Annotated in this window: 10 protein-coding genes and 1 riboswitch; of the genes, 4 read left to right on the forward strand and 6 right to left on the reverse strand. The window is 69.0% G+C overall.

All coding sequences use genetic code 11. The annotated features are described in order from the left end of the window. Positions 1 to 13 precede the first annotated feature (13 nt). Both LW840_RS11040 and LW840_RS11045 read right to left on the reverse strand, forming a co-directional pair. Positions 14 to 1,561 carry a M20/M25/M40 family metallo-hydrolase gene (locus tag LW840_RS11040; RefSeq protein WP_291266172.1) on the reverse strand — a complete coding sequence of 516 codons (1,548 nt, stop codon included), beginning with the start codon at positions 1,559 to 1,561 and terminating at the stop codon, positions 14 to 16. Positions 1,562 to 1,728: 167 nt separating this feature from the next. Continuing rightward, positions 1,729 to 3,825 (reverse strand): TonB-dependent receptor, encoded by a 2,097-nt coding sequence (locus tag LW840_RS11045; RefSeq protein WP_291276984.1) that lies wholly within the window; start codon positions 3,823 to 3,825, stop codon positions 1,729 to 1,731. Between the two features lie 44 nt (positions 3,826 to 3,869). Next, positions 3,870 to 3,975: riboswitch (TPP riboswitch) on the reverse strand. 26 nt (positions 3,976 to 4,001) lie between these two features. On the opposite strand from LW840_RS11045, the gene pnuC reads away from it, so the two are divergent. From pnuC to LW840_RS11060, 3 genes are read left to right on the forward strand one after another with little or no spacing between them, the layout of a single operon-like run. Continuing rightward, complete coding sequence (pnuC, locus tag LW840_RS11050; protein ID WP_291276985.1) at positions 4,002 to 4,634, forward strand: nicotinamide riboside transporter PnuC; 633 nt, start codon at positions 4,002 to 4,004, stop codon at positions 4,632 to 4,634. Next, positions 4,631 to 5,170 (forward strand): ATP-binding protein, encoded by a 540-nt coding sequence (locus LW840_RS11055; RefSeq protein WP_291266174.1) that lies wholly within the window; start codon positions 4,631 to 4,633, stop codon positions 5,168 to 5,170. The genes pnuC and LW840_RS11055 overlap by 4 nt, the downstream gene beginning before the upstream one ends. Positions 5,171 to 5,195: 25 nt before the next feature. After that, on the forward strand, positions 5,196 to 5,636 hold the full coding sequence (locus LW840_RS11060) for a DUF6526 family protein (RefSeq protein WP_291260216.1): 441 nt from the start codon (positions 5,196 to 5,198) through the stop codon (positions 5,634 to 5,636). A 68-nt stretch (positions 5,637 to 5,704) separates the two neighbouring features. On the opposite strand, the gene LW840_RS11065 is transcribed toward LW840_RS11060, so the two are convergent. The 4 genes from LW840_RS11065 to msrP form a co-directional block, all read right to left on the reverse strand. Beyond that, on the reverse strand, positions 5,705 to 7,024 hold the full coding sequence (locus LW840_RS11065; RefSeq protein WP_291276986.1) for a hypothetical protein: 1,320 nt from the start codon (positions 7,022 to 7,024) through the stop codon (positions 5,705 to 5,707). Continuing rightward, complete coding sequence (locus LW840_RS11070; RefSeq protein ID WP_291276987.1) at positions 7,008 to 9,755, reverse strand: EAL domain-containing protein; 2,748 nt, start codon at positions 9,753 to 9,755, stop codon at positions 7,008 to 7,010. The genes LW840_RS11065 and LW840_RS11070 overlap by 17 nt, the downstream gene beginning before the upstream one ends. A 156-nt stretch (positions 9,756 to 9,911) precedes the next feature. Next, the gene (locus tag LW840_RS11075; protein WP_291260219.1) at positions 9,912 to 10,529 is read right to left on the reverse strand and encodes a protein-methionine-sulfoxide reductase heme-binding subunit MsrQ; all 618 of its coding nucleotides are present in this window, start codon (positions 10,527 to 10,529) and stop codon (positions 9,912 to 9,914) included. A gap of 4 nt (positions 10,530 to 10,533) precedes the next feature. Then, the gene (gene msrP / locus LW840_RS11080) at positions 10,534 to 11,457 is read right to left on the reverse strand and encodes a protein-methionine-sulfoxide reductase catalytic subunit MsrP (RefSeq protein ID WP_291266178.1); all 924 of its coding nucleotides are present in this window, start codon (positions 11,455 to 11,457) and stop codon (positions 10,534 to 10,536) included. 120 nt (positions 11,458 to 11,577) lie between these two features. On the opposite strand from msrP, the gene LW840_RS11085 reads away from it, so the two are divergent. Next, entirely contained in the window at positions 11,578 to 12,561 is a 984-nt protein-coding gene (locus tag LW840_RS11085; protein ID WP_291266179.1) for an aldo/keto reductase, read from the forward strand. The last annotated feature ends 121 nt before the right edge of the window (positions 12,562 to 12,682 follow it).

The raw sequence follows: 12,682 nt of genomic DNA on the forward strand, positions 1-12,682 counted from the left end.
GCCGCCCCCGTGGTCAGGAGCGCGGGCCCCACTCGCGTCCCAGCCCCACCATGAGCTCCGTCATGAGCGCTACGGCATCCCAGAGGTTGCCAACCCGCAGGTTTTCGTTGGGGGCATGCTGACTGTTGTCGGCATTGACCGTGGGGATCGTGATGACGGTGGCGCCCAGCTGCTCCACGAAATGAAACAGCGGCAGTGACCCCCCGAGGATGGGGAGGGTGAACGGCTCTCGTCCATAGCTCCGCGTCATGACCCGCTTGACGGCCTGTACGCTGGCCAGCGTGCTCGGCACCCGCACCGCCGTGTAGCCGCTGTCGTACGTGACGAGCGCGAGTCGACTCCGGTCGGTGCTCCGGGCCGCAGCCCCGGCGTCGCTCGTGACGGTATACCCGAGGGTGGCCAGATGCTGCTCGAGCATGGCCCGGATGCGTGCCGGCCGCTGGTCCGGGACGAGGCGGAAGTCGATGCTCACGCTCGCACTGGTCGGCACGGCGTTGCTGGCGCCGGTCCCCACGTTGCCTCCACGAATGCCACGCACGTTCAACGCGGGCAGCATGATGCGCGCCCCCAGCGGGGCGTTGTCCGCCTCGGTGCGGGCAAGCCCGAGCGAGCGACGTACGCTGTCATCGGTGGCACTGAGGGCGTTCACGAGCGCACGCTCTCCGTCGGACATGGGCGGCACATCGTCGTAGAAGCCGGGCAGCAGGATGCGGCCGTCAGTGCTGCGCAGTCCGGCCACGAAATGCGCGGCGGCCACGGCGGGGTTGGGCGACCAGTTGCCGTAATGGCCGCTGTGCAGCGCCCGGTTGGCGCCGTAGAAGGTGACCTCCGCCCCCATGACACCGCGCACGCCGAGGACGATCTGCGGCGCGCCGCTCACGTGTACTGGCCCATCGAAAAAGAGCCACGCGTCGGCGCCCAGCAGCGCGCGGTGCGTGCGCAGGATGTCGCCGAGATGATTCGACCCCGCCTCCTCCTCCCCTTCGAGGAAGAACTTCACGTTCACGCTCGCCCGTTGCCGCAGCGCCGTCATGGCGTCGAGTGCCGCCAGCATGGCCACGATGGGCCCCTTGTCATCACTGGCGGAGCGCGCGCGGATGCGCACCTCGGGATCGATGGTATCGCCTGGCGCCGGCAGTGGCACATCATCGGTGGGAGCGCTGTGGCGATAGCGACTCAGCTTGGGCGCAAAAGGGTCGCTCTCCCAGCCGCCACCCGCCACGGGCTGCCCGTCGTAGTGCGCGTAGAACACCACCGTGCGCGTGGCCCCCGGCGTCTTGATCTCACCGAAGAGCGCCGGGCTGCCGCCCGTGGGTGCCCGCAGCGGCGTGAGGGCGACCCCGCGCTTCGCGAACGCCTGCGTGAGGAACGCGACGTTCTTCGCGATATCGTCCTGGTTGCTCGCCACATTGGGAATGGCGAGCAGGGCGAACGCTTCGTCCAGGATCCGGCGTTCATGCTGCTTGCGCCACGCGTCCACCTGCGGGCGAAGCGGCTGCGCGGCGGCGATGGCGGGCGCGAGGAGCGCGGCGGCGGCGAGAACCGTGAATGGAGAGTGCATGCTGCTCACGCTACCGGGGCTTTCGGGTATCGGCTAGTGCGGGGCGTGAACAGCTCGTCGGAGGTACGGAGTCGTGGAGACACGGACAACGGCAGAATTTCACTGCTGATCTCCGTACCTCCGTTGCCCCGTGCGCTCCGACGAGCGGTTACGCCTCACCTGTCAGGTCAGAACTCGTACGCCGCCGTCAGGAACACCGCGCGCGCGGGAAGAATGAAGTAGCGCACGCGCCCGCTGCTGCTCACGGCGCCACTGCCGAACTTGCGCGTATCCCCCAGGTTCTGGCCGCGCAGCGTGAGGCTCGTCCGCCCCACCATCAGGCGCGCCGCGGCATCGACCGTGTAGAAGTCGGGAAGCACGCGATCGGGGCTGCTGGTGTTGTCGAGAAAGGCGCGACTCTGGTAGCGCCCCTCCACGCTCACCCACAGCCGCGACACCGGCGTGACTTCCAGCCGATGCGCGCTCGTGAAGCGCGGGGTGAGCAGCGGCTCCACGTGGCGACGCACCACCGGCGTGCCCCGCGACGAATCGGTGAACTGCCGGATGCGGTTGGTACTCCAGTTGGCGTTGCCGGCCAGCACCACGCGATCGATGCCGCGATACGCCCAGTCCACTTCGAGACCACGACGGTAACTGCTCCCCACGTTGCGACGAAGGATGGACCCGCTGGCCGTGGGCGCGCCGATGCGCGCGATGTCGTTGCGGAAGTCCATGCTGTACACATTGGCCGACAGGTCGACCGTGCGCCGCACGAGGTTGACCCCCGCTTCGAAGTCACGGAGCTGTTCGGGGCGCACGCGCGTGAAGTCGCCGAAGGCCGCCACGTTGCCGCGGTTGAGATCATCCTCGCCGCCGAACAGGTCGTTGCGCGCCGGCTCGCGGCTGGTCATGCCGTAGCTGGTGAAGGCCGACACGCCGCGCGAGAGGGCGTAGGTCACCCCCGCCTTGGGGTTGAAGAAGGCCCAGTCGATGTGGCGCCCCGTGATGCCGGCGTTGTCCGACGGCGCGTACCGGAACCGCGCCCACCGCCCCTGCACGTCGCCGAACCAGGTGGCCTTGCCCCGGGTGTACGACAGTTTCACGAAGCCGCTCGCGTCCTGCTTGTGCCCCGTATTGTCGTAGAGTTCGGTATCGGGCTGGAAGTAGCCACGATGCGCGCGCTGATACGTGTTCGCGTTCACCCCCGTGTTGATGGCCAGGGCCCCCCGCTCCACGGTGTAGACGCTGGTCACACCGTACCAGGTGTGCGCGAGGTTGAAGCGGTAGCGATCGGGGAGCTCGAAGTAGTCGTAGTTGCCGCTGGCCGAGTTGCGGTAGACGGTGGTGTTCACCGCGCCCCCGTTCGCCAGCGCGCGTGACCAGGCCAGCGACACCATCTGCTGCCCGAACTTGTCCCGCTCGTTGGGAGCCAGCGGATTGAAGCGCCAGTTCTGCTGCAGCTGTTCGCGCGTGGCGCCGGTGTAGCTGAGCGTGTCGTACAGCTGCCCCACCAGGGCGGTGAGCTTCACGATGTCGCGCTGGCCGAACCAGCCGGCGCCAAGAAAGCCGGTGCGCCCCGCCACGCCGCTGTGGTCGCGGTAGCCGTTGGTGCGCAGCGCACTCACGCGGCCATAGGCTGCAAACCCATTCTGCAGGCCGCTGTTGAAGCCGGCCGTGACACGCTGGGCGCCGAAGCTGCCCACCTGCACCTGCACATCACCGCCGGCCTGCTTCCGCGCCACCGGCATCGTTTCGAAGTTGATCGATCCCGCGTACGACGCCGTCCCGGCGGTGCTCGTACCCACGCCACGCTGCACCTGCACGGACTGGACGTTGGACATCAGGTCGGCAAAGTTCGCGAAATAGAGGACCTGGTCCTCCATGTCGTTGAGGGGCACGCCATCGATCGTGATGTTGATGCGCGTCTGATCGAGCCCGCGCAGGCGCAGGTAACTGTAGCCCCACGGCGTGCCGGTTTCGGTGTGGGCCATGAGGCTGGGCGCGGCATTCATGAGCAGCATGGGCACATCCTGTCCGAACTGCCGCTGCGCGATGGCGTCCCGCTCGATGGTCTTTTGCGCGATGGGCGCGGTACTGCCGGCACGAATGGCCTGCACCGAGACGCCCTCGATGCGCCGGGCCGCGCTGTCGGATCGCGCGGAATCGGGGCGCGCCTGTGCGCGCAGAATGGTGGCGGGCGCGGCCGTGACCAGCAACACGGTCGCGGCCAGAACGCCAAGCGGGGCGAATCCCGGCAACGGCGTGTGCGCGCATGCGCGACGCACAGCGACCACGGGCCGCCCGGCGCGCCCACGGCGCGCGAGGATGCGACGAGACACGGTGGACTCCCTACGCCGGTATGAACCGGATCAGGTTCGACGGGTGTTATCTCAGCCGGACACGCACAGGCGGCGCCGGCACCCCGGTCATGTGGCCGGTACGCTAATTAGCTTTGCGTCACATGACCAGTGGTGATCCCGCCGCCGCCCTGAACGCCTGCCGCTGGCTGTCGGCACACGGTTCCTCGTGCGCCGAGGTGTTCGGTTTCGCCACCGGCGTCGCCAACGTGTGGCTCGTCACGCGCGAAAGCCTCTGGTGCTGGCCGCTCGGCGTACTCAATGCCGTCTTCTACATGATCGTGTTCGCGCGGACGGGGCTGTACAGCGACACGGGGCTGCAGGGGGTGTATTTCACGTTGTCGCTGTACGGGTGGTGGCACTGGTGGCGTGGTGGCGCGCAGGCCGCGGCGGTCCTCGTCACGCGCACCCCGCTGCGGTTGCGCGCGCGGCTGGCCGGTGTCGTGCTCGTGACGTGGGTGGTGCTGGCCGTGATCACCTCGCGCATCCCCGGCGCGGCCCTCCCGTGGCTCGACGCCATCCTCGTGGCCGTCAGTCTCGTGGCGCAGTGGATGATGACGCGCAAGCTGCTCGAGAACTGGCTGCTGTGGATTGGCGTTGACGTTGTGTACATCGGGCTGTTCATCAGCCGTGGCCTCCCGCTCACCGCGTTGCTCTACACGGTGTTTCTGGGGCTCGCCATGCTGGGGTATGTGCAGTGGCGGCGCTCGGCCCGCGGCCACGAGACCCTCGCATGACCGCACCCGTCCGGCGTGTGGTCGTCACGGGATCGGAGTGCACGGGCAAGACCACCCTCGCCGACCGGCTGGGGCGGCAGTACGGCGCACCGGTCGTGCCGGAATTCGCCCGGGCGTACGCGGCGCGCAAGGGCGCCGCCATCGGCGTGGACGACCACTGGCCGATCGTGCGGGGACAGGTCACGGCGGAAGCCGAGGCCCTGGCGCGACCGCTGGCAGCGGCTCGATCGCTGATCGTGCTCGACACGGACCTCCTGAGCACCGTCGCCTACGCCCAGCACTACACCGGTCAGTGCGACCCCGACATCGAGGCCTTGGCCAGGGAACGGATCGCCGACCACTATCTGCTGCTCGACATTGACGTGCCGTGGACCGCCGACGGCATCCGCGACCGGGGTGACCGGCGTGAGGCGCTCCACGCCCTCTTCATCGAGACCCTCGAGCGCTTCGGGGCACCGTACACTCTCGTGCGCGGTTCATTTGACGAACGGCTGTTCCTCGCACAGCGCGCCACCGACGCGGTACTCACCCGCTGATCCTCGTCCCTCACCACACCCGACCATGTCCGGCACCACGCAGAGCTACGCCAACCACGCCCAGTACAATCCGCTCTTTCATTTTTTCACGAGCCCACTGGCGCTCATCTTCCTGGTCTGGAGCCTCACGCGGTTCTTCGGGGATCCGTCGTTCGACACCGGGTACTTCCTGGTGGGCGCGCTGGCGCTGTTCGGCGTGGTATCCGTCTCGCGGTTCTCTCCGCTGCGCGCGCAGGATCGCCTCATCCGGCTCGAGGAACAGCTGCGCTATCGGCGCATTCTGCCTGCCGCCCTGGCCGAGCAGGCCATAGCCACGCTCTCGCCGCGCCATTACATCGCGTTGCGCTTCGCCAGCGACGCCGAACTGGCCGGGCTGGTGGAGCAGGTGATCGCCAATCCCGCCCTCAAGAGCAAGGAGATCAAGCAGCAGATCCGGAACTGGCGACCCGACACCTTCCGCGTGTAAGCCCGGAGGCGCCGCCAGAGCCCCCCGAGCACGGCGCTCCGGCGGCGCGCCGTGGCGCCGCGCGGGCCTCAGCCCGTGGCTCCCCGGGGCCTGCGCGGTGGAACGGTGGCCAGCAACTCCACCGGCACCCCCCCGTTGGCCGTTCGCAGCACCGGTTCCAGCGTGAGCCGCAACTGCCCCGCCAACGCGCGATCGGGGGGCACCAGCATTCCCAGGTGCCAACCGCGCCCACCGGCCCGCAGGACATCGCCCAGGCGGGCGTACAGCCCGCGCAGGTCGGCGCCGCCGCTCACCCGCTGGCCATACGGCGGATTCGTGAGCAGCAGGCCATGACTGCCGATGGCCGCAAGGTCCGTGTCGGAGAGCGCCCCCTGCTCGATGACCAGATCGTCCAGGACACCGGCGCGCGCCGCATTGGCGCGTGCCGCCGCAATGGCCCCGGCGTCGCGATCGCGCAGGACGATCGCCACCCCGGCGTGCGGCTTCGCCTTCGCGCGCGCCGCCTCGCGCTCGGCCGCATACATGGCCGTTGACGCGTGTGGCCACTCCTCCAGCGCGAAGCGGCGGGCAAGCCCGGGCGCCATGTCACGGGCACGCAGCGCCGCCTCGATACCGATGGTCCCCGAGCCGCAGAACGGATCCACCAGCGGAACCGCGCCGTCCCAGCGCATTGCCGCCAGCATACCCGCCGCCAGCGTTTCGCGCAGCGGCGCCTTGGCCACGGCAAGACGCCACCCCCGGCGATGCAGCAGCGCTCCTGAGCTGTCCGCGCTGATCGTGCAGCGGTCGTGATCGACGCGCACGACGATGAGCTGCGCGCCCCCCGCAGCGTCCTCGTCGTCCGCCTCGTCGTCACGCGCGCGCGCCACGACCTGTGCTCCGCGAATCGCGCCCACGATGCCCCGCGCGACCCGTTCGGCCACGGCATCGGAGTGATACAGCCGCGACTTGCGGCAGGTGACGCGCAAGCGCACGGAGGCCCCGGCGCAGACCACACGCGCCCACGGCACGCGGCCGGCGGCCTTCTCGAGCGTGGCAAAATCGCGCGCCTCGAAACTCGCCAGTCGTACGAGCACCCGGCTCGCGCAGCGCGACCAGCAATTGAGGCGAAAGAGCTCCGGCAGCGTCAGCGCCAGCGACACGCCGGCCGCGCTCACTTCGCCGACCGGCAGCCCGAGTGACGCACATTCGGCCGCCACCAGCGGCGCGATCCCCGGGGCACACACGGCAAACGCGGCAATCCGCTCGGGCCACGACGAATCGGTCGGCGTGGCGCGTGGCGCCGCAGCGGGCGATGCCGACGGCGATGCCGACGGCGATGCCGACGGCGATGCCGACTGCTGCGTCGGGCGCTGGCGCGGTGCGCGGCCCTTACGCGGCGCTGGCACTCACCGCACGACAACGCACGCTGCCGAGCGACGACCGCGCACCACGGGCGAGGAGCAGTTGCCAGTACTCCTCGGCATCCAGCGGGGGCGCGAACAGGTAGCCCTGCCCCAGCTCGCACCCGAGCTGGAGCAGCGCGCCGCGCTGCGCCTCCGTTTCGATACCCTCCGCCACGGTTCGCATCCGCAGCGTTTCCCCGAGTGCCACGATCGCCTGTGCCAGCACCGGCCCTTCGTCCCCCTGTGCGATGACCTCCACGAACGCCTTGTCGATCTTGAGAATGTCGATCGGATAGCGCTGGAGATAGCTGAGGGAAGAATAACCGGTACCGAAGTCGTCGATGGCCAGCGACACCCCCAGCGCCTTGAGCGCCTCGAGCCGTTCCATGGACACGTCGGTGCTGTGCATCAGCATGCTCTCGGTGATTTCGAGCACCAGCTGCGCCGGGTCGAGCCCGGATTCCTCGAGCGCGTGGCGCACGTCGTCCACGATCTGCGCGTCCTGGAGTTGACGCCCCGAGAGGTTCACGGTGATGCGACAGGGGAGGCCGCGATCCCGCATCCACCGCTGCGCCTCCCGACAGGCACGGCGCAGCACCCACCGGCCGATCGGGACGATGAGCCCGGTTTCCTCGGCAATGGGGATGAACACCCCCGGGGGCACCGTCCCGCGATCGCGGCAGTTCCAGCGCACCAGGGCCTCGGCCCCGATGATGTCGCCGGTGGCCAACACCACGATCGGCTGGAACTGCAGGCAGAACTCCTCCTGATCGATGGCGCGCCGCAGGTCACCCTCCACCACGAGTCGCTCGAGAGCGGCCTGGTGCATCTGCGGTTCGAAGAGCACACGCTGGCCCTTGCCGCGCGTCTTGGCCACGTACATCGCCACGTCGGCGTTGCGCACCAACTCGTCCGCCCCTTCGCCGCGCGCCGATCGGGCAATGCCGATGCTGGCGTTCACGAACACTTCCTTGCCGGCCAGCATGAAGGGGCGCGTGAGCGCCTCGACGATCCGCGTGGCCATCACCAGCACCTCATCCACCGATTCGGCGTCCTCCACGAGCACGGCGAACTCGTCGCCGCCAAGGCGCGCGATGAGGTCGTTCGACCGCACACAGCGGGCGAGTCGTCGTGCCGCCTCCACGAGCAGGCGGTCGCCTTCGGCATGGCCCAGTGAGTCGTTGACCGTCTTGAAGTTGTCCAGGTCGAGGAAGAGCACCGTGACCGGGTGGGTCTGCCGCGAATGGCGCGCCAGCGCGTGCCCCACCTGATACAGGAACAGCGATCGGTTCGCGAGATCGGTGAGCGGGTCGTGGAAGGCCTGGTGCATGTACTGCTGCTTGATCACGCTCTGCTCGGTCACGTCACGCGTGTTGAGCACCAGCCCGCCGATCACCGGTTCCCGCAACAGATTGGTGCCGACGTTGTCGACCGTGAGCCATTGGCCCTGCGCGTCGCGCAGGCGCCACTCGCACTTGAGGACGCCCGGCGACGTCGCGCCCGTCTGGTCCGTGATACCGGAGAGCTCGTCGAGGAAGCCGGTCGCGGCGTGCACATCGTCGGGGTGCAGCAGGTGCAGGAGGTTCGTGCCGACCAACCGGGACGGGTCGTGCCCGAACACGGTGGCCATGGACGGACTCGCATAGCGAATGGTGCCGTCGGCATCGACGATCGTGATGACGTCGCTCGAGTGCTGCACCAGCGCCCGGAAGCGGGCTTCATTCTGGCGCGCCGCCGATTCCGCGAGCGCCACGACGGCTTCGCGGGACGACACGCCTTGACGCGCGAACGCGAGCAGCGCGAGCGCCACCGCTCCGACCGCCAGTCCGGCCAGCGGCTGGGCGTCCTGTTCGAAGGCCACCTTGAGCAGCAGGACGAACCCCGGCAGCGTGGCGGCGTAGGGCAGGACACTCGAGGATGGGGCGCGTCGCTCCCAGGGCGGGCGGGCATCGCGATGCCGCAGGCGCCCGCGACTCATCCACGCGGCCGCACCGATGAGGGCAATCGCGATGGGGTTCACGATGTGCATCACGTCGGGATGCGGCGCGCCGCCGAGCATCTGCACGACGGCAGCGGTGTGACCGAGAAAGTGCACGAGCAGGGCAGCCCCGACCACCACAAGGGTGTTGGGCCGATGCTGGGGCGCCGTGCGACGCCATACCACGGAGGCCACGAGCACCAGCATGAGGTCGAGCACCCCCTGCGCGTGCAGCAGCACGAACCACAGGCGACGGGCGCCGTCCAGGAATACGGCGACCGTCGTGACATTGAACCAGGCAAGCAGCGCGCCGCCGATCGCCACCGTCGCCATGTCCAGATACAGCTTGAGGCGGTCGACCCAGGCGCGCGGGGCGCTGGGCAGTTGCATGAGCGCCACGAAGGTGACCCCAGGAACGGCGAGCGTGGCCCCCATCAGCAACAGGTCGCGCACCCGTGGGTCAATGGCTTCGGGGAGCCACCCCGCCAGTTGTTCTGCCGGGACGAACGCCAGCGCCAGTATCATGACGCGCCAAAAACGGCGGGTGCCCGGATCGAGCGTCTGGTCGCGTGCGGCCCGCCACGCGAGCAGGAGCGATACGGCGGCCACCGGCATCGGCAGCAGCAGCTGCGCGGGGAGCCCAGGCGTGCCCGGGTTCGCGCCGGCCGCGAACCACGCGGTGATGGCCATGGCGTAGGCGACGAGCAGGGCGAGCACGACCTGCTCCCACCGCTCCCCCCCCGCCAGGGGTGACACGGCGGCTGGGCCCGGGAGTACGCTCCCGTCGAAGGAGCCACGGGCGGATGGGGGGCGACGATGGGGATGGCGCCGATGTTCGACGCCGCGGGGTGCACTCATGAACCGGAGCGAGGGGGGGATCGTTCTCGGAGGACGTCCCACCCGGCACGACCGTCACGCCGTGCGGGCCCCTGCCTTCCGCAGTACCCGGACCGCCAGCAGGACGGCCGCCAGGCCGCCGTAGAGGATGGGCTCCAGCAGGTCCTTCTTGACCGCCCAGGCGAAGTGCAGGCAGGCGGCGATGACCGCTACGTAGACCAGAGAGTGCAGCCGGGTCCAGCGCGCCCCCCCCAACCGGCGAATGGCCCCCTTGGTGGAGGTGAGGGCCAGGGGCACCATGAGCAGGAAGGCCGCCATCCCGAGGGTGATGTACAAGTGCTCGGTGACGTCCTTGATGATTTCCTGCCAGTCGAAGAACCAGTCGAGCACCGTGTACACGGCAAGGTGCCCGACCGTCCAGCAGAAGGCGGCCAGCCCCAGGAACCGGCGCTGCGCCACCAGCCACCCCCACCCGGTCACCCACAGGAGCGGAGTGACCGCCAGCGAGGCAATGAGGAAGCGCAGGGCCCACTCGCCGGTGAGCCGTTCCAGCCGGTCGATCGGGTCAGCGCCAAGCTGGTCGAGCAGCAGCTGGGCGATGAGCAGGGGCGCCGGCGCCAGCACCAGCGCCCACAGGGCCGGACGGATGAAACGACGGACCGTCCGTTCGGCGCGAGAGGCGTCCGGACGCAACGGCTCAGTAGTTCCGGCGGAGGTCCATGCCGGCGTACAGCGACGCCACCTGGTCGGCGTAGCCGTTGAACATGAGCGTGGGGCGACGCAGGAACTCGCCGATGCGGCGCTCCTTGGCCTGGCTCCAGCGCGGATGATCCACCTGCGGGTTCACATTGGCGTAGAAGCCATACTCGGACGGAATGGCATCACTCCACGTGGTGAAGGGCAAGCTGTCGGTGAAGCGGATCTTCACGATGCTCTTGATGCCCTTGAAGCCGTACTTCCACGGCACGACCAGGCGCAGGGGCGCGCCGTTCTGATTGGGGAGCGGCGCCTTGCCATACATGCCGGTGGCCAGCAGCGTCAGCGGGTGCATGGCTTCGTCGAGGCGCAGTCCCTCCTTGTACGGCCACTGCAGCACGGGGTACTTCTGCCCGGGCATGCGCCGCGGGTCGTACAGCGTGGTGAACTGCACGAACTTGGCGCTGGGCAGCGGTTCGAGGCGGTTGAGCACGTCCCGCAACTGCACTCCGCGCCACGGGATCACCATGGACCACCCTTCCACGCACCGCATGCGGTAGGTGCGATCGTAGAGGGTGAGCTTGGCCAGCAGATCATTGAGATCCCAGGCCGTGTTGGGATTCTTCACCAACCCTTCCACCGTCACCGTCCACGGCGTGGTCTTGAACCCCTTGGCGTTTTCCGCCGGATCCTCCTTGCCGGTCCCGAACTCGTAGAAGTTGTTGTAGGTGGTGGCGTCCTCCTCGGGCGTCACCTTGTCCTCCTGCACGCCGCCGGTTGCCGCGAGCGCCTGCAGCGCCGACGGGGTGAGCGCCGTGCCCAGGGCGAGCGCCCCGGCCGTCCCCATGAACTGCCGTCGGTTCTGGTAGACGGACTCCGGTGTGATTTCGGAGGACGGAATGTCGTCGGGTCGGCGGATGAGCATGGGCGGATTCGTCGGAAGTGGGAGACCTGTATCTTAGCGTTGAGGCGCGCGAAGGGTTCCCGAAACCCCGCCCCGGCCCTGAATTCCCGGATTTGTGCCCTTTCCCCCGGTCTTCCTCCCATGCGCTACACCTCGCTCGGCACCACTGGCCTGTCGGTTTCCCGCCTCTGCCTGGGCTGCATGAGCTATGGGGCGTCGGCCTGGCGCCCCTGGGTGCTGGATGAAGACGCCGCCCGCCCGTTCTTCCGCCGGGCCATCGAGGCGGGGATCAACTTCTTCGATACCGCCGACATGTACTCGCTGGGGGTGAGCGAGGAGGTCACGGGGCGCGCCTTGCGCGACTACGGCCGCCCCGACGAGCTGGTGATTGCCACCAAGGTGTTCTTCCCCCTGTCGGACCGTCCCAACATGGGCGGGCTGTCGCGCAAGCACATCGTGCAGGGGTGTGAGGCGAGTCTGCGCCGGTTGGGCGTGGAGACGATCGACCTCTACCAGATTCACCGCTTCGACCCGGTCGTGCCCATCGAGGAAACGCTCGCCGCGCTCGACCACCTCGTACACAGCGGCAAGGTGCGCTACATCGGCGCCAGCTCGGGGTTTGCCTGGCAGTTCGCGCAGGCGCTCAGCGCCAGTGAACGCCACGGGTGGGCCCGGTTCGTGAGCATGCAGAACCACTACAACCTGCTGTACCGCGAAGAGGAGCGGGAGATGATTCCGCTGTGTGCCAAGACGGGGGTGGGGCTCATGCCGTGGTCCCCGCTGGCCCGGGGGTTGTTGGCAGGGGCGCGCCGCGGCGTCACCGACCGCGAGTCGACGGTGCGGGCCGCCACCGACAGCTACGGACACGGGCTGTACGATGACCAGGTGAACTGGGACATCGTGGACGCGGTGCGTCGGGTGGCCGACGGCCGCGGGGTACCCATGGCGCAGATCGCGTTGGCGTGGCTGCTGTCCCGGCCGCAGGTGGCCGCGCCCATCGTGGGCGCGACGAAACTGCCTCAGCTCGAGGACGCGCTGGGGGCGGTCTCGCTCGAGTTGTCGGCAGAAGAGGTCGCCCTGCTGGAAGCGCCGTATCGGCCGCAGCCGGTGCGAGGGATTGTCTGACGGGGGTGGCGTGGCGAGATCGTCAACTGCAGACGGCAGACGGCAGGAACCACAGACGGCAGTTGGGCAGGGATGCGGTACAACAACACGGGCGCGTCCGCTTCGCGGCGCGCCCGATTTC

The organism is Gemmatimonas sp., assembly GCF_021298855.1.
Taxonomy (GTDB): Bacteria; Gemmatimonadota; Gemmatimonadetes; order Gemmatimonadales; family Gemmatimonadaceae; genus Gemmatimonas.

Bases quoted from the DNA above. Each gene is read 5' to 3' on its own strand.
- LW840_RS11040 (WP_291266172.1), bottom strand. From the start codon at position 1,561: ATGCACTCTCCATTCACGGTTCTCGCCGCCGCCGCGCTCCTCGCGCCC.
- pnuC (WP_291276985.1), top strand. From the start codon at position 4,002: ATGACCAGTGGTGATCCCGCCGCCGCCCTGAACGCCTGCCGCTGGCTG.
- LW840_RS11055 (WP_291266174.1), top strand. From the start codon at position 4,631: ATGACCGCACCCGTCCGGCGTGTGGTCGTCACGGGATCGGAGTGCACG.
- LW840_RS11060 (WP_291260216.1), top strand. From the start codon at position 5,196: ATGTCCGGCACCACGCAGAGCTACGCCAACCACGCCCAGTACAATCCG.
- msrP (WP_291266178.1), bottom strand. From the start codon at position 11,457: ATGCTCATCCGCCGACCCGACGACATTCCGTCCTCCGAAATCACACCG.
- LW840_RS11085 (WP_291266179.1), top strand. From the start codon at position 11,578: ATGCGCTACACCTCGCTCGGCACCACTGGCCTGTCGGTTTCCCGCCTC.